This is a genomic window from Rufibacter aurantiacus (assembly GCF_017916345.1).
Taxonomy (GTDB): domain Bacteria; phylum Bacteroidota; class Bacteroidia; order Cytophagales; family Hymenobacteraceae; genus Nibribacter; species Nibribacter roseolus.
Genome location: NZ_JAFMSV010000004.1, coordinates 195655 through 211970 on the forward strand (window position 1 = coordinate 195655; position 16316 = coordinate 211970).

Annotated in this window: 15 protein-coding genes; 3 read left to right on the top strand and 12 right to left on the bottom strand. The window is 48.7% G+C overall.

Annotated features, from left to right (window positions below):
* Window positions 1–207 precede the first annotated feature (207 nt).
* The 10 genes from porN to lipB all read right to left on the bottom strand — a co-directional run bounded on the left by porN (window position 208) and on the right by lipB (window position 10343).
* Window positions 208–1251 (bottom strand): type IX secretion system ring subunit PorN/GldN, encoded by a 1044-nt coding sequence (porN, locus tag J3P34_RS15650; protein WP_246853750.1) that lies wholly within the window; start codon window positions 1249–1251, stop codon window positions 208–210.
* Between the two features lie 17 nt (window positions 1252–1268).
* Window positions 1269–2858 (bottom strand): type IX secretion system motor protein PorM/GldM, encoded by a 1590-nt coding sequence (gene porM / locus J3P34_RS15655; RefSeq protein ID WP_210462156.1) that lies wholly within the window; start codon window positions 2856–2858, stop codon window positions 1269–1271.
* A gap of 59 nt (window positions 2859–2917) precedes the next feature.
* Entirely contained in the window at window positions 2918–3715 is a 798-nt protein-coding gene (porL, locus tag J3P34_RS15660) for a type IX secretion system motor protein PorL/GldL (protein ID WP_210489601.1), read from the bottom strand.
* A gap of 77 nt (window positions 3716–3792) precedes the next feature.
* The gene (gene porK, locus J3P34_RS15665; protein WP_123128441.1) at window positions 3793–4815 is read right to left on the bottom strand and encodes a T9SS ring complex lipoprotein PorK/GldK; all 1023 of its coding nucleotides are present in this window, start codon (window positions 4813–4815) and stop codon (window positions 3793–3795) included.
* A gap of 199 nt (window positions 4816–5014) precedes the next feature.
* Window positions 5015–5983: a PorP/SprF family type IX secretion system membrane protein gene (locus J3P34_RS15670; protein ID WP_246853751.1), complete on the bottom strand. Its 969-nt coding sequence runs from the start codon at window positions 5981–5983 to the stop codon at window positions 5015–5017.
* A gap of 137 nt (window positions 5984–6120) precedes the next feature.
* Window positions 6121–6912, bottom strand: coding sequence for a uroporphyrinogen-III synthase (locus J3P34_RS15675; RefSeq protein ID WP_210462160.1), 792 nt, complete (start codon window positions 6910–6912; stop codon window positions 6121–6123).
* Between the two features lie 63 nt (window positions 6913–6975).
* On the bottom strand, window positions 6976–8025 hold the full coding sequence (locus J3P34_RS15680) for a DUF4271 domain-containing protein (protein ID WP_210489602.1): 1050 nt from the start codon (window positions 8023–8025) through the stop codon (window positions 6976–6978).
* Window positions 8026–8106: 81 nt separating this feature from the next.
* Entirely contained in the window at window positions 8107–9141 is a 1035-nt protein-coding gene (locus tag J3P34_RS15685) for an MraY family glycosyltransferase (RefSeq protein ID WP_210462164.1), read from the bottom strand.
* Window positions 9142–9216: 75 nt separating this feature from the next.
* Window positions 9217–9621 carry a hypothetical protein gene (locus J3P34_RS15690; RefSeq protein WP_210489603.1) on the bottom strand — a complete coding sequence of 135 codons (405 nt, stop codon included), beginning with the start codon at window positions 9619–9621 and terminating at the stop codon, window positions 9217–9219.
* Window positions 9618–10343, bottom strand: a complete 726-nt coding sequence (lipB, locus tag J3P34_RS15695) for a lipoyl(octanoyl) transferase LipB (RefSeq protein WP_210489604.1) — start codon at window positions 10341–10343, stop codon at window positions 9618–9620. The genes J3P34_RS15690 and lipB overlap by 4 nt, the downstream gene beginning before the upstream one ends.
* 152 nt (window positions 10344–10495) lie before the next feature.
* Between lipB and J3P34_RS15700 the strand changes: the two genes are divergently transcribed.
* A complete protein-coding gene (locus J3P34_RS15700) occupies window positions 10496–10849 on the top strand; it encodes a YraN family protein (protein ID WP_210489605.1) in 354 nt (117 codons plus the stop codon).
* Between the two features lie 218 nt (window positions 10850–11067).
* On the opposite strand, the gene J3P34_RS15705 is transcribed toward J3P34_RS15700, so the two are convergent.
* On the bottom strand, window positions 11068–11985 hold the full coding sequence (locus tag J3P34_RS15705; RefSeq protein WP_210489606.1) for a toxin-antitoxin system YwqK family antitoxin: 918 nt from the start codon (window positions 11983–11985) through the stop codon (window positions 11068–11070).
* 235 nt (window positions 11986–12220) lie between these two features.
* Window positions 12221–13108 carry a septal ring lytic transglycosylase RlpA family protein gene (locus J3P34_RS15710; protein ID WP_210489607.1) on the bottom strand — a complete coding sequence of 296 codons (888 nt, stop codon included), beginning with the start codon at window positions 13106–13108 and terminating at the stop codon, window positions 12221–12223.
* A gap of 420 nt (window positions 13109–13528) precedes the next feature.
* On the opposite strand from J3P34_RS15710, the gene J3P34_RS15715 reads away from it, so the two are divergent.
* On the top strand, window positions 13529–14437 hold the full coding sequence (locus J3P34_RS15715) for a DUF72 domain-containing protein (RefSeq protein WP_210489608.1): 909 nt from the start codon (window positions 13529–13531) through the stop codon (window positions 14435–14437).
* 120 nt (window positions 14438–14557) lie between these two features.
* Window positions 14558–16093: a gliding motility protein GldB-related protein gene (locus tag J3P34_RS15720; RefSeq protein WP_210489610.1), complete on the top strand. Its 1536-nt coding sequence runs from the start codon at window positions 14558–14560 to the stop codon at window positions 16091–16093.
* The last annotated feature ends 223 nt before the right edge of the window (window positions 16094–16316 follow it).

A 16316-nucleotide genomic window follows, 5' to 3' on the forward strand; every position in this document is an offset into this window, starting at 1 on the left:
CTCACCAACAACCTGAAAGCGGTAGCATGCACAGGGACAACCACAAGGGTTTGCCCTAATTTCAGGTTATCAACATTATTGGATACAAAAATCCCTTTCGGGTTGGCTGAGCATATTTAGTAATCATTTGCCCACCAACTTTGAAGAATGGGCATAAAAAAAGGAGACCGTTTAGGGCCTCCTTTTTTTATTTTATGCTTAAAGCTATTAGTAGCTCCACAAGCTGTATTCAAACTCAATGAGTTCTTCCATGGCTTGCTGGGCAGCTAATAAGCCTTTCTTACCAGCTCCGTACTGCTCTTCAAGACGGGCATCGTTTACGTTAGATACCTTGGTGATGTAAGAGCTGAACAACCATAAGTCAAAGGCATCGGCCAGATTCTTATGCTGGGCATCGTTCTGGGCGTTGAACCAGAGAGCTTCGTCTGGGTGCGCTCTGAAAACTCTTGCCAAGTCACTGTACTTGAAAGAAGCAATTGGTTTCTCAAAGCCAAGGCTGTTGTATTTGGCTGGCATCACCAAAGTGATGGCCTGGATATCATGATAAAGTCTGGAACGCTTTTTATCGAATATCACATCTTCCTTAATCTCAAGTTTGTAAAGCTCATTAGGAAGAAGCTCATTACCGGTGGTTACGGCAACTGCTGGGGCTGGTGTAGCACCGGCTTTGCCCTTAGCTGGCGTAGTGGCTTTCTTTTTAGGAGCAGGAGTTCCCCAACCGTCATCCTCGGCGGCAGCCGGAGTGTCAAAACCCGCAGCTTTTTCAGCTTCGGTCAAACCACCGCCTGTTTCATTTGGAGTCATGTTGGTAAACATTTCTTGCGCAGTGATGGGGGTGTTCAAGGTATCTGAACGGTAAGCCTGCAATTCACCTCTCTTAACGGCTTCCGTAATCAGTTTAGTGATTTGCTTTCCGTTAGAGAACATTGGGTTGTTTTGCTTCTCGCGCAAGTCAACTGCTCTCCAAACGGTTTTCTTGAACATTACATCAGACGGAGGAATTGGTCTGGCCGAGGCTGGGGCAGCCAAAGAGCTGTCCATTCTGGCCTGCATCATTTCCGCTTGCTTCTGCATCTCTTGCTGGCGAGCTAACTCTTCCTGACGCGCCTTCTCAGCCGCAGCCGCAGCGGCTGCATTTTGCTGGGCTTTCTGCGCAGAAGTAGTTGACTTCTTAGTAGTACGCTTTTGCGCCATACTAACAACCGGCATGCTAAGCAAACCCGCTAAACCCAACACAATTAACTTCTTCATGGTACTATAATTAACTACTAGTTAAGCTGAAAAGTGAAACTTGAGTTATCAGAAGGAACAACTTCCTGCTGATCACGATAGTTCATTCTACGTATTTCTTTTACGTCAACGGCAATCCGGTCACCTGGACGGGCCTGGGCAGCTAAGTTTCCTAAGCTTACAGTTGGACCGCTTCCTTGCACCTGGCCAACCGGACGGCTACCACGCACCAAATAAACAGTGTACTGGGTTACTCTGTAACGAGCGTCTTTAGGCAACTGGTTCTTAAAGCTTTCATCCGGAACGGCTTGTACAGTTAACGTACGTGGCCCAGGTGCAGACATTCCTCTTACTGGATCTATAGGACGACCATTAGCAGTAGCCACTACTCTTGGTCTTGGTACCAGTTTCACTGTGAAGTCCTGTGATCCGATGGCGTTTCCGCCGCTGCTCACATTCAGTTTCACTTGTCTTGAAGTAGGGATGATAGTCAGGAATCCTTTTTTGGCACCTTTCACCACCGTAGCTCCAGAAGCAGAGAAAGAAGGATCATACGTAGCACCCAAAGCAGGTACCTGTACGCTTAGCTCGTTTCCGCAGTTGAAGTACAGTGAGTTGATAGAGGCAGACTGAATCTGCATCACTGGCTTAGCCACTACGTAGTCCTGGGTTACAGTGAACGTGGTATCACGGCCGCTGGCCTGACGGAAACGCACCTGGCCTCTCCATTGCTTTTTCGCATTACCTTCAGCATCATAGTTACCAGCAGTAGCGGTAAATTCAATCTTACCCTTTCCGCCCTGTACCGGAATAGATCTTCCGTCAACAGACATTGTAGGGGTAACGGCATCTGAAGAAGCTGCCAGGAACATTTCTGCTCTGTATTTGGTACCAGCGGCTACCGTCTTAGACTCGGCACTGGCCATTGCAAAGATGTTCTCAAACTTGATGATGTCTGCACCTACCTGCTGGGCAAGTTTAGACAGCGTTTCTGCTTCGTATTTCAGAACCTCAGATTCTTTCTGAGCCAAAGTTGCCAAAGCGGCTACCATTGGAGTCTCTTCAAAGTTCAGCTGCGCAAAGTTCTTTTTACGCTGGTCTTTGTTTTGAGCAACCCGTGGGTCTTCCGAACCATTCATGGCCAGTTTGGCAGGAACTCCAGGATTGTACTTGCGCAGGAAAGCCGCATAGTTGTTCAGCTGCTGCTCCAGTTCATATCCTCTTCCTTTTTTCAAACCGCCAATCATGACTTCGTTCACCACCTCATTGGCTTCTGGGTTGATGTAGTTTCCTTCTGCATCTTTCCCGCCGGTCTCTTTTTCTAATTGGTCACGCAGGCTACGGATATAAGCCACCATTTCAGCACTTTTCGCGCTTACTTCCTGAGCTTGCTCCACTACCTGTTTGTCTTTTGCTGTACTAGCTCCTTCAGCCACTGCTGCCTGGATACCTTTTACGGCTCCTTTGTTGTCGTTCACCGTTTTACGGTTCACTTCCATTAAGCTGGCATCAATGAATTGGAACTTTAAAAGTATTGCAGAGCTAACGTTCAATGCCAACAGCGCAGTCAAAACGAGATACATCATCCCGATCATCTTTTGCCGTGGCGTCTCTTTTCCTCCAGCCATATTGTCCTTAAGTGTTTACTTTATATTATATCTTAAAATTTATAGAGGAATGGCAGAGATTATCCTCTCATGGCATTTAGCATGTTGCCATACACATTGTTCAAAGAGTGCAGGTTCTTGGTTAAGTTCGTAACCTCATCTTTGAATTGCTCAGTTTCACGGCTAGCCTGGGTAAGGTTCTCCATAGCGTTGGTGATGCTGCCGTAGAACTTGTTGATAGATTTCAGGTGGTTATTAGCATCCTGAAGTTCCATCTCATACACTGCGTTCAAGGCACCCAGGTTTTTAGTTACCTGTTGAACCTGAGCATGGTAAGCCTGGGTATCTGCGGTAGCAGTAGCCATCTGAGACACCACTTGCAGGGTAGTACCGTAAGCTTCGTTGATTTTATCTAATGAACCAGTAGCCGTTCTCACGCGGGCAGCATACTCTTTAGTAGCCACAGTTGCATCTGTAAGATCAGAGATTTGGGAAGTAGTCTCGCTTAAACGGTTCAGGCCTTGGCCTAAAGAACTGATAGTAGCTGGCGTTACGTTAGCGTCGCGCAGCATTTTGTCTAAATCACCGGTGATAGACGGACCAGCAGCAGCAGTTTGCACAGTTGGAAGCGGACCATCATAGTCATCGCGCAACTGAGGGTAAACACGCTCCCACTCCGGCTCATGCGGTGGGTTAGGCTGGAAAGCACTCAGGAAGAAAATGATGGCTTCGGTACCCAAACCAACTATAAGCATTTCATTAGCTCCATCTAAGTGGAGGATTTTGAATAACGCTCCAACAATTACTACTGCTGCACCAATACCATAGATTTTTGGCATCACCTTATCGAAGAAGAAGTTGCCTCTAGCTTTACTCATTTTTTGAAGGATTTAGATTGTACGTATTTGGGTTCAAAAATTATAAAATATAGCACTTAATAGAAAGCTCCGGAAGACTACCTTCCCAGATCAAAGTCTGATGAACGGCCGATGTAGATCATCGCGCTGCGGAAACCGATGAAGGAACGGGCTGAATCTTGGTATTCAAAGTTACGAACACCTGTTTCCAGGAAGTGAGCGATGTCTTTCCAAGAACCTCCACGTACAATCTTGCGTGGCTCATTGTCATCGTAGTAAGTTGGGTTCAAGTCCCAAACCACTGGCACAGTAGCCTCAGAATAAGCATCTTCGCACCACTCAGCTACGTTACCTGACATATCATATAAACCAAAATCGTTAGGATAATATTGTCCTACTGGTGCAGTATATGTAAAGCCATCGCTGTAGTAGTCACCACGACCTGGTTTGAAGTTAGCCAGCATACAGCCTTTGGCGTTACGCAGGTAAGGTCCACCCCAAGGATAAGTAGCCAGGTCACGGCCACCGCGGGCAGCGTACTCCCACTCAGCCTCAGAAGGCAAACGGAAGCTAGGCATTGGCGCCATGCCGCTCTCTACGTTGTAGTTGTTTTTGTGCTTGGTTCTCCAGTTGTTAAAGTACTTGGCTGCAAACCAGTCCACCCCTACTACCGGGAAATCATCAAACGCTGGGTGAGAGAAGTAATACTCCATCAATGGGTCACCCATGTGGTAAGTAAAGTCTTTTACCCAAACCGTAGTATCTGGATAAAGCTGGGTCATTACAAACTCTTCGCCAAGAATATCCAGTGAGTCTTGGCGGATAGCATCCACGAACTGACGGTACTCATTGTTGGTGATTTCTGTCTCATCCATGTAGAAACCACCAATGGTTACCTGCTTGTTCATGTTAGACATACTGGCAGCAATGTCTTGGTCGGTCTGTCCCATATGAAAAGTACCACCCGGGCAGGCCACCATTCCGTAAGGAATCTCCTGTGGATTGAATTCAGGGCGATCTTCTGCCCCGATCACATCTCCCTGCGAATCTCTACCCATACCACAACCTGCCATCAAGACTACGCTCAGAGCAATGGCAGAAAACTGTAAAAACTTAATCATATTCTTGGACTTGAAAAAAGTAGCGTTTCCGCTAAGCAGTTATAATTTTTAAGATAGCAACTATATGTCCTGATTTAAAAAACAAAACTAGTGTTTTTTCTTGAAGATCAATAAGCTAACGAGGCAAAGAAAATAATATTTTATTCCGTTAACAATTACCTTATCGTTAGCGATATACCCATTACCTAAAAGTAAGTATTTAAAAGAAGTAGCGGGGGGTTCTAATAGGGGGCTTTGTATTATTCTTAGGCTTTGGAAGTCTGTACCCCAACATCACCTCGTGCGAGGTGGCACTCTTGGCATCAGTGCCTACGGCGGTATAATCAAAAGCGTACCCAAAGCTAAGCGCGTTGTCTTTTAACAGATAAACCCCTAACATTCCGGTAATAGCTTCGCCAAATCTGTAGCCGGCACCACCCCAGAATTTATCATTGAAAGTTGCTCTTGCGCCAGCCTCCAGAGAGTTGATACCGGCATTCATATCCCGCTTTAGCAAGACTGTAGGTGTAACGTCTATAGCGCTTGAAAGTTCCAACTCGTAGCCTCCTGTTACCATGAGGTGTTTTTCACCCGTCACTTCGCCAAGATTTCCATCCCTTGCCTGGTTCTCAAATTGATAAGCTGCACCTAACAGGTTAGTGATACCCGCCCCTGCATACCAGTTCTCATGCTGAAACCACAAACCAGCGCCCATATCGAATTTACGGTCAGAACTATTGTAAGGCACCCGCACATCTCCCAGATCATTGGCCCGGTAACCTCCTTTACTCATGTTGGTCAGGCCACCTTGTACGCCAATTCCCAGTACGCCACCGCCTAAAGACAGATGATAGGAATAAGACAGTTGCGCATTGAAAATATCCACTGCCCCAATTTCGTCTTTCATCACTACCAATCCTATACCGCTTTTTAAGGCAGTAAGGGGTGCTGAGATAGTGAACAAGGCTGTTTTGGGAGAACCACCGGCATCAAAGGAGCCATTATAACCCAACCATTGGTACCTGTACAGCACATTCATTTCTGTCTGGCCCTTTACCCCTGCGTATCCTGGACTTATAAATTGCCCGTTGAACCCATAATGGCTAAACTGCGGCAATTGTTGAGCCTGCACCAGGAAAGAAGACAGGAATCCTACCAGAAAAATCAGAAAACCAGGTTTGCGCATCATGTAAAGCATTGAAATACCCTCGGGCACCAAGAGTCGGTTGGCAAAAGCTACCAAATTATCTATTAACTACCAAAGCTAATCTTAATTTTAGAGCCCTAGCCATGCTACGCACAAACCAAAGAAAAGTAACAGTTATTTTACTTTTTCTTAGAATGCTGTTGGATATAAACCTCAATGGCTCCGGTCATGGATGGGGCATTTGGCATAGGAGCCTCAATGTCCAGCTCAAGACCGGCATCTCTCACCGCCTGGGCAGTGGTTGGCCCGAAAGCTGCGATCCGGGTACCATCCTGTACAAAGTCCGGGAAATTAGTGAATAGTGAGTGCACGCCTGAGGGGCTGAAGAAAGCAATGCAGTCATATTTCACCTCGGCCAAGTCAGATAAATCCGACGCCACTGTTTTGTACATGGTTGCCTCGGTAAAGTTGAAACCGTTGGCACGCATAAACTCCGGAATGTCTTCCTTCCTGATATTAGAGCAAGGATATAGGAATTTCTCGTTCTTATGCTTTTTCAGGACGTCGAACAGGTCAGAAGCAGTCTTACCTCCAATAAACAACTTACGCTTACGGAGAACGATGTATTTCTGCAGATAGTACGCAGTCTGGTCAGAGATGCAGAAATACTTCATTTCTGCCGGCACCTCTATCTTTCCTTCAGCACAGATTCTGAAGAAATGGTCCACCGCATTCCGGCTGGTGAAAATAACCGCAGTATGATCCAGTATAGAGACTTTATCTTTCCTGAAGTCCTTGTAGGAAACAGGCTCAATTTCAATAAAGGCCCTAAAATCAACCTTGATCCCGTATTTCTCAGCAATGCTCAAATACGGAGAATTATCATTTGCCGGCTTTGGCTGTGTGACCAGAATACTAGAAATTTTCTTTGAATGTCTATCAGCACCCAGCTCTTCTTTACCGTCAGCCATGTTTAGAAGGTAGTTTAACAACTTTTAATCTAAAATCTACAATAATCCCAGTCTGCCAGAAGCTTACACAAAAACGATAAGTTTTAGCAAAATCATCAGTGGAATCACCTCAGTGGCGCAAAGGTAGGAAAATAAATGTAGATTTTTAAGGGAATATTTTTTACTAACCGTATGAAAAGTCCTTACCACGGTAAATACCAGAAGCGCCGTAATGCTCACGTTCGCAATCCAATAAACTACCTGAGGCTTGGAGGACCAAAGCCCCAAATAGAGGAGCAAAACAAATGGCAGAAACAACCCCATTCCTAATAAGGTCCGCAGGAACTCCCGGTACTGCGACAGCACCATCTCACCTACTCCAAAGATAAAGCCCATCAGCCGCAAAAACAGGTACTTGAACAGCACAAACAGGAAAATCATAAGGGAATACAGCAGAATTTTGGAGATAAGGTCTGCCTGGGTGGCGGTGAAAAGTTGGTTCAGCAAAGCCAGATCTTCCAGATTGGTATGGATAGCGACAATGAGCAGGGCGAAAGACAGCGCGAAAGCCAGCACAAACAGGATACTGGACCAGTTCCCGATAGGCTTGGCCAGCAACCCCTCTTCCAGGGTAGAGAGTTTGGTAAAACTGCTCCACCTGAAAATACTGGCGAAATCTGAGTAGAAGGTCATCCGCAAGGCTCCATAGATAAGCCCCACCACCACCATGAAAAAGATCAGGGCACTGCGGTGCGAATCTGGCTGTTTGGGAATGGGTCTAAACGCCGCAACCGCCTTGGAGTTGATAGAGGTGATAGGTTGCTGCGGCACCTTGAAGGAAGGATAGTTTGGCTGCTGGTCAGGGTGCCAAACAGACAGCAGGTACTTCTTCCCGGGTTTCATAAACGGCGAGAGGTCTATGGTATAGCGGGCCGTAGAATCTGCCACAAAGACCAGCCGGTTATCCAGAAAGAGACAAAGTTCCTCCCGGGCAGCAAACTCAATCTTAGGGTTGGTGAACTTATCAAGGGTGACCCATTGGTATAGCGCCTGCCGCTCCTCATGGAACTCAGGCAGGTACGGCACCAGCTTATTCTGCTTGGCTTTAAAGATAAGCCAGTCTGAGGACAACAAGGGCTTTAAGGTCTCAGATTGTCCCCAGGCAACCCCACACCACAAGCAAAACCCCAGAACCAATCCCCAGAAACGCATGAGTCAGACGCTTGACGCTCTTTTTGTAGTATACTGCCCCAGCACAAAGCTCAGCACCACCGAGAAGCCCAGAAGGCAAAGCAACAGGATCAGGTTACCCCAATGGGAGAAGCTAAACACAAACAAAATCACCAGAATGTTCAGGAGCGCCAGAATCAGCACGGTAGACACCTGGCTAAAACCCATGGCCAGAACACGGTGGTGGATGTGGTTCTTGTCCGGCGCAAATGGAGAAACGCCCTTCAGAATACGTATAAGGGAAACCCTCACCGTATCAAACAAGGGCACAAAAAGCACGCCCAAAGCCACCGTAGGAGCAGAAGGCACCGCCCGCATCTCTATGAACTGAATGGCCATAATGGACACCACAAACCCACAGAGCAGCGAACCCGTGTCGCCCATGAAGATCCTGGCCTTGTAGAAGTTATACCGCAGAAAGCCCAGCAACCCACCAATAAGGCAAACTGCCACACCGGCATAGTTGGAATAGGCTTCTATGTGGGCAAACCAGAAAAAGAACCCAAAAGTGGAGACCACAATGGTCACAATGGTTCCAGCCAGACCGTCCAGACCATCAATCAGGTTGATGGCATTGGTGATCCCCACAATGGTGAAGAAGGTAAACCCGTAGCTCAGCCCCTCGGGCAGCTCATGGATGTTGAAAATACCCTGGAAACTGGTGATCCGGATGTTGGCGATAAACATGACTACCCCGGTGGCCAGCACCTGCATGAAAAACTTTTTGAAGGCCGAGATAGACACCAGATCATCCTTGAGCCCGCCGAAGAAAAGGATAATGCAACCGGCCAGCACCTGCTGCACCCCGTTAGACAGATCCCCGAAGATGGTAAGGGCAGACATAAAACCGGCGAAAACCCCCAAGCCGCCCAACCGGGGCGTAAGGGACACGTGCACCGTGCGCTTGTTGGGTTGGTCCAGAATGTTCTTCAGGTGCGCCACATACACAATAGACGGGATAGCAAACAAGGTGATGAAGAAAGACCAGCTAAAGGAAAGAAGGTATGTAAAAAATTTCATGCCATATCTAAGGTAAAAACATACTTGGGGGAGCCGGGCAAAAACAGCGCCCGGTAAAAGTTCAATAGATATTTATCAGGAATGGAGCACCCCTTCTTTCTCAAGGATGGGGATATAGATAAGGTGATCTTCCGTAATACTGCCGGGTACAAACAAGAACCGCTTGTCATGGATGTTGCGGCCAATGTAATAGCTTACCCAGAACTCATTGGTGAGAGGGAACAAGGCCGGGTCTAAGGGCTCCACCTGCAAAGCCGTTTTAGGGCCCATTTGGTCAAACATGTGCCTAAGTACCGAAGTCTTCACTTCCTGCCCGTCCTGCTCGCCGTATCCTTTGGAGGAGATGAGCACATTCTCCAGGAAAAAGTCATTGTTGTTGATGAAGTAGACATTCCACTCTTCCTGGCCCAACTCATTCACCTCCCGCGCAATGGCCACGGACACGCCCTCTACCTGATGAAAATCAATGTCTTTCTTCATACTGACTGATGCGCCAACATCTTGGCCTCAAATAATTTTTCAAAATGCCTGAGCAATTTCTCTTCCACCTCTTCCAGGGGCACCGCCTGCCCGATTTCCTTCTCCAGAGACGTCACCGCCTTATCTGAGATGCCGCACGGCACAATGTTCCCGAAGTAGCCCAGATCTGTATTCACATTCAGCGCCAGCCCATGCATGGTCACCCAACGGCTGCACTTCACGCCCATGGCACAGATTTTCCGGGGATTGCGCTGCTCCTCAAAATCAAGCCACACTCCAGTTAGGCCCGCAATTCTGCCTGCCTTTAACTCATACTCGCCTAAGGTTTGGATCACTGCCTCTTCCAACAGGCGCAGGTATTGGTGAATATCGGTGAAGAAGTTCTCCAGGTCCAGGATGGGGTAAGCCACCAGCTGCCCGGGACCATGGTACGTAATATCACCCCCGCGGTTTATCTTATAGAAAGTGGCATGCTTCTCAGCCAGCCCCTGCTCATCCAAAAGCAAATGCTCCTCGTGGCCGCTTTTGCCCAAGGTATACACATGCGGATGCTGGCACAGCAGCAGGTAATTAGGAGTGGTCAGTTTCTCATCCTCAGCCAGAGACCTGTTCTGCGTCTTGATGTCCACGGTGGCTTTCAGGAGCTGCTCCTGATAATCCCAGGCCTGCTGGTAATCTACCAGCCCCATCCTCTCAAAAACAATGTCTCTGTTCTGCTTCATGGTCCTGCGGGCCTACCTTTCTCTATATAATGTTACTCTGCGTTGCAGCGCGGCCTCCGTCCTGTCCTATACAGAAGCCTACTCTTCACGTATAGAAGGCTTTGCAGACGGAAAACTGTGCAAATTACTCAATATACCAGCACCTACCAAAAATGGCGCATAATACTAATTTAGGAAAGCTTGGCGAGCAGGCCGCCGAGGCGCACCTCACGGCGTTGGGCTACCAGGTTGTGGAGAGAAATTACCGCTACAAACGCGCCGAGGTAGACTTGATTCTGGTGAAAGAAAAGACGCTGGTGCTGGTAGAGGTAAAGACCAGGAGCACCCACCAGTACGGCTTCCCCGAGGAGGCTGTCTCTTCCAGGAAAGAGGCCATGCTCCAATTAGCCGCTGACTATTATATAGAGCAGCATCAGTGGCCCCACGATGTCCGGTTCGATGTAGTCTCTATTCTATGGCGAAAAGGCCAACCCGAAATCCTGCACATAGAAGACGCCTTCCATTAAGCAGTGCTGAAACGATTCTGAAAGTTAACTTCACAACAGGTCGCCTCAACTCTTATATCATAAGCTTTGGTGTTTTAAGGCTGATCTTTGGAAATCAACCTTAAAACACGAACACAAACAGAGCTGCTATGGGCCACCAAAAGCCGAAAACCCGTTTCGGGGCTGTTTCTGTGAAAACAGTCCCCGAAACGGGTTCCTATACTGTCTTTTAAGCGTTGTCAGTCTTTTTTCTCGAAGACTAGGGCACCGTGCCGATCATACTGTTTCACCAGAACGGGTTCAATGGGTTTGTCAAAAGCGCTCTCGGCGTACTGGAACTCAAACTGGCGACGACCCCTGAAATCGTAGAAATTGATCCAGGTGCCTACTTTGCGGCCTTTGTCATAGGTGCCAAGCCACTCCAGCTGTCCGTTTTCATAGAACTTATAGTATTCACCTTGTACCTGGCCATACTGGTAAGGAATTACCTCTTTGATCTTGGTTTTGGCAGCATCATAGTATGAGATCACGGCATCGCGCAGAAAGCCTTTCTCAAAGTGCTGCCGCTGTGACAACGTGCTGTCGGTTTTGAAGGTCTCCCAGCGCAGATGCTTGGTACCCACGTAGAAATAACCCTGTTCAATGAGCACATCACCCCGCATTTTGGTGTAGGGCCCGTGGAGGATGAGCATCTGGGTTTTGGAAGGGTCTAGGGTGGGCGACCGGAAGATTTTCCGCTTTTTCACGTCAAAGTAGTGTTTGTCGCGCACGTAGGGGTTGGGTTCTTTGTACTCGCGCAGGTAGTAGAAGGTCTCCACAATCTGGTTCTTGCCCTTACCCTGTCGCGCAAAACCCTTCTTCACCCTATACCCGAAGTAAATTTTCTTCTTATCGTCTTTCTTCTTGCTTTTACCAACTTTGGCGTCTTTTTCCTTAACGCTGTCTGGGGTAGCGGTTACCAGGGAAGGCTTAGCCAGGGAATCGTTCAGGATGGCGGTATCCACGGGGTTCAGCACCTCCACTTCTTTGGCTTTCTTCCAGAAAAGGAGTTTTTTCTTTTCCTTGGCTATGATCTGGGCCTGCGTGTCCCGGTGTAGTCCCCAGACCACCAAAAGACTCAATAGCAGCACCTTTGCCCAAACTTTCTTCTCACCCATAGTAGACTTCTACTTTCTGAACTTTTGAATATAACGCCTTTGACCTCTAAATGGTATACAGCCCCATACGGGAAACACCCGTGCCGGTGTTGCTGCCTGGAAGAAGAACAAATCACGGCAAATAAAATTCAGCAAGATCTGTTTTCAACCCGATTTTCTCAAAACAAGTCAGAAACCTAAAAGCCAGACCCGTTACAACAGGCCTGGCGGTAAGCGTAAGCAAAACAATGGAATCTTATAGGCCGGGGGTACTATTGCCACTGGTGGCCAACGCAGCGGGCTCCGCTACTGATTTAACCAATCCCTGGAACCCCTGCTTGACCAAATCTTTACGGGCCTGCTCGGCGGTTGCCTTGGAGATAAAGCGTCCCGCCAGAATACGATGCACCTTTCTGCCGTTCACGGTTTCCTCTACCAAAGAGATAGGCATCTTCTGGTACATCCTCCGCATTTTATCGGCTTGGACTTCTGCGTTACTCAGGCTGCTAAAGGCACCTGCCTGGATCACGAACACCTGCTCTTTGGCCAGGGTAGGACCCATGGGCGCTGTAGAGGAAACGGCGGAAGTCTGAGCAGGAACGGCTACCGGACCCTTAGCCACTGCGGTCTGCTCTGCAGTTGGAACTGCCTGCGTGTTTACTGGAGTAGCTGGCGCCTTGGCTAACACAGCCGGAGTTGCCGCTTCCTCAACCTTGGGCTCGGCCTCTTTCAGTTTGGCTCTGCTGGCAAGGAAGTATTCAGGAAGCTCCAGCACCTCTACGGTTACCTGGGCCAGGCCGTCATTGCGGTAGTTGATCTTGCGGGCTGCGGCCTCAGAGAGGTCAATGATACGGGCACCTCTGAACGGACCACGGTCATTGATCTTTACCACCACGCTCTCGCCGGTGGCCTCGTTGGTTACCCTTACTTTGCTGCCTAAAGGAAGTTCATTGTGAGCGGCCGTGAGCTTGTGGCGGTTATAAACCTCGCCGCTGGTGGTGCGGCGACCATGGTATTTTGCTCCATACCAGGAGGCCAGGCCGTTTTGCTTATCGCCTATCTCTTGCCCTGAGGCAGTTGGCGCAAAGCTGAAGAAAAAGATAAAAATAACGGTAAGCGCATAGTAAATTTTCTGTATCCCCATTTTAGGTTTTGTTGGTGGAACATCAATTTCGAGCCACAAAATTAGGAGTAAAATTCTTCCTAACAAGTCACCGAGGGTCAACTGCGTACTTCGCAGCCTTCGCAAACTAATTAAAGTAACATGATTTTATTTTATAATACAAATTATTATTTTAGCGATATGACAAAATTCATAAATCATGGTATGCCAGATTTTAATATCCCGGAAAACTGATTTTATGCGTATAAAAGCCATAGAGGCGATTTTCTAAACCCAAATAGGATTAAAATGACCTAACATCTGTTTTACTAAATCCTTAGAAAAATAGAAAGACAAAAATAAAAGCAGATTTTTTCTTAAAAATTTAGCGTAGGCCTAAAAAAACGGGAGAAATACTGACCAAATTAGCAGTTACATAGACAAAACTTAATATTTAGCCGCATGGATTTCGGCCGCTTGCCAGACATCAGAAACGTAGACTTCAGCCTGCCCAAAGACCACCCCGCCACGCAGCAGGTGCTGGCCAGAAATGCCCGGCCTACGCGCCCCAATATTTACCTGGGCTGCCCCACCTGGTCCAACAAACCCTGGATTGGCACCTATTACCCCACCGGCGCCCAGGACGCCCAACTGCTGTACTGGTACGCCCGGCAGTTCAACACCCTGGAGATGAACACCACCCACTACCGCATCCCGGATGCCAGCGCCATTCACCGCTGGAAACAGGCGGTGCCCCCGGGCTTTGTTTTCTGCCCCAAACTGCCGCAGATCATCAGCCATGACCAACTGCTGCAAAACGTGGGTGAACCCACCAAACAGTTCTGTGATGCTATTCTGGGGCTGGGTTTTACGCTGGGTATGGCCTTTCTGCAGTTGCCGCCTTTCTTCGGGCCCGATGAGTGGCCGCTGTTGGAACAGTTCCTGGTGAACTTCCCGCCTGAGGTGCCGCTGGCAGTAGAGTTCCGGCATGAGAACTGGTTCAAGGAGTCCAGAATTACGGAGCAGGCTTTCCAGACGCTGGAAGAACGACAGATCACCACCATCATCACCGATGTGGCCGGCCGCCGCGATGTGCTGCACATGCGCCTGACTACTCCCACTGCCATGATCAGGTTCAACGGCCATGGTCTGGTACCCTCAGATTACACCCGCCTGGATGCCTGGGCAGACCGGCTGCACCAGTGGCTGGAACAGGGCTTACAGACCGTTTACTTCTTTATGCACCAGAAAGAAGTGCTGGATGCGCCCCAGGCCTTGGTACACTTGATTGACCAACTGGAGAAACGCACCGGTTTTCACCTGCAAAGGCCGCAGAAGGTGCAGCAGTTCATCCAAGGGCAGCTTTTCTAATAAAGGCTTGCACTTTCAAGCCGAATTGTATAACATAGAATAGAATTCACAGGCAACCCCCACCTGGCAACTTGCATCTATCGCCATACCTTACTTGTTCCACCTAAGCCCTTACGCAAGATGTCTCTCAAAAGCCTTTTCCAGAAATGCTGCCTGTCGGTGGCTCTGCTCACGCCCTCCGTCCTGTTTGCCCAAAACGACGCGCCTTTATTATATGCGCCGCAAGACAATATCACCTTGGTCATGAAAGAGACCAAGATCAATTACACCTTTAAAGTAAGCGAGGCTGGCAAAGTAAAGCTGGTGCGCCTCAGCCCCAAATCAAGGGCAAATAAGATGTGGGTGCTCACCGGCAAAGACAGCCTGGCAGTGCAATACCAGAACAATCCATACGAGAAGTTTAGGATCACCAACGGCAAAGACACGGCGCAATTGGTGTTCTCCTACTTCACGCCACCGCCGCACGAAGACTTCAACAAGAAAGGCATGGAGGAGTATGGCAAGAAAAACTACCAGGAAGCCATCAACCTGTACCAGAAAGCCCTGGCCGCCACGCCTAAGGGCTCGCATGTGCGCTCTACGTATTACAACATCGCCTGCTGCTATGCCCTGATGGGCCAGAAAGCGCCCGCCCTGAAAGCCCTGCAGCAAGCCGTTGACGCCGGATACAAGAATGTGGCGCACCTGAAGAAAGACACGGACCTGGACCTGCTCCGGCAGGAAAAAACCTACCTGCAACTGGTCACCCGGCTGGAGAAGCAAAACGCCCAACTGGGTGATCCCCTCAAATCTCAGCTGGTGACCACCGATGTCCACAACTTCTGGAAAGCGTATGACCTGGCCCTCAAGGACCCGGCCCGCCAGCAGGAGATCTTTGAGAAAGAGTACTTCGGGAAAGCCTCAGTGGGCCTCCAGGATTACTATGCAAACAAGATCCTTTCCATGGAGCAGTTCCTGAACAACCTCAACAACAAACCCGCGTTTTTCACCGCTATCCGCAAAAACACGCTGGAAATAGACAACATGAAGCCCGATATCTACAAAAGCTTCCAGAAGATGAAGGACCTGTATCCGGCGGCCACTTTCCCCAACGTGTACTTTGTCATCGGCCGATACAACTCAGCGGGCACTGCCTCAGAAAACGGCCTCCTGATTGGCATAGACCAGTACTCCCGCTCAGCAGATATCCCCATGCACGAGTTGAACCTTTGGGAGCGCAACAACTATGACTACGTGAAAAACGTGCCACCCCTTATCGCGCATGAGCTCATCCACTTCATCCAGACCGATAGGAGCTCTGACACCACCTTACTGTCCAACGCCCTGGCAGAAGGCATGGCCGATTTCATTGGGGAGCTTATCTCGGGGGTGAACACGAACAAACGGGTTCATGACTTCGCCAATCCCCGGGAGAAACAGATCTGGGAGGAGTTTAAACGGGAGATGTACCTCAACCGCTCCTACAACTGGATCGGCAACGGCAGCCAGGAACGCCCAGACCGTCCTGCGGATTTAGGCTACTACATGGGCTACAAGATCTGCGAGGCCTACTTCAACAAAGCCACCGACAAGAAACAAGCCATCAAAGACATTCTAGAGATCAAAGACGCCCGCGCCTTCTTCGAGCAAAGCGGCTACGCCGATAAGTTTATGTAGCCGTTGTAGTTGATAGTTATCAGTTGTTAGTTGTTAGTTATCAGCTATTAGTTATCCCTCTATGGCGCGGAAGTTACTTCCGTGACTTACTGATTCGGCAAGTCACGGAAGTAACTTCCGCGCCATAGTATGTTTTTAACCATATCAGCCTTGTTCAAGGAAGGCAGCGCCCTTTCATCCTGCCGGATGACGACGTTACAGGGTAACGTCGCTACATATCTGC

Bases quoted from the DNA above. Each gene is read 5' to 3' on its own strand.
- J3P34_RS15690 (WP_210489603.1), bottom strand. From the start codon at position 9,621: ATGAAGAAAGACATTGATTTTCATCAGGTAGAGGGCGTGTCCGTGGCC.
- porN (WP_246853750.1), bottom strand. From the start codon at position 1,251: ATGAAGAAGTTAATTGTGTTGGGTTTAGCGGGTTTGCTTAGCATGCCG.
- J3P34_RS15670 (WP_246853751.1), bottom strand. From the start codon at position 5,983: ATGATGCGCAAACCTGGTTTTCTGATTTTTCTGGTAGGATTCCTGTCT.
- porM (WP_210462156.1), bottom strand. From the start codon at position 2,858: ATGGCTGGAGGAAAAGAGACGCCACGGCAAAAGATGATCGGGATGATG.
- J3P34_RS15720 (WP_210489610.1), top strand. From the start codon at position 14,558: ATGTCTCTCAAAAGCCTTTTCCAGAAATGCTGCCTGTCGGTGGCTCTG.
- J3P34_RS15710 (WP_210489607.1), bottom strand. From the start codon at position 13,108: ATGGGGATACAGAAAATTTACTATGCGCTTACCGTTATTTTTATCTTT.
- lipB (WP_210489604.1), bottom strand. From the start codon at position 10,343: ATGAAGCAGAACAGAGACATTGTTTTTGAGAGGATGGGGCTGGTAGAT.
- J3P34_RS15715 (WP_210489608.1), top strand. From the start codon at position 13,529: ATGGATTTCGGCCGCTTGCCAGACATCAGAAACGTAGACTTCAGCCTG.
- J3P34_RS15705 (WP_210489606.1), bottom strand. From the start codon at position 11,985: ATGGGTGAGAAGAAAGTTTGGGCAAAGGTGCTGCTATTGAGTCTTTTG.
- J3P34_RS15675 (WP_210462160.1), bottom strand. From the start codon at position 6,912: ATGGCTGACGGTAAAGAAGAGCTGGGTGCTGATAGACATTCAAAGAAA.
- porK (WP_123128441.1), bottom strand. From the start codon at position 4,815: ATGATTAAGTTTTTACAGTTTTCTGCCATTGCTCTGAGCGTAGTCTTG.
- J3P34_RS15685 (WP_210462164.1), bottom strand. From the start codon at position 9,141: ATGAAATTTTTTACATACCTTCTTTCCTTTAGCTGGTCTTTCTTCATC.
- porL (WP_210489601.1), bottom strand. From the start codon at position 3,715: ATGAGTAAAGCTAGAGGCAACTTCTTCTTCGATAAGGTGATGCCAAAA.
- J3P34_RS15700 (WP_210489605.1), top strand. From the start codon at position 10,496: ATGGCGCATAATACTAATTTAGGAAAGCTTGGCGAGCAGGCCGCCGAG.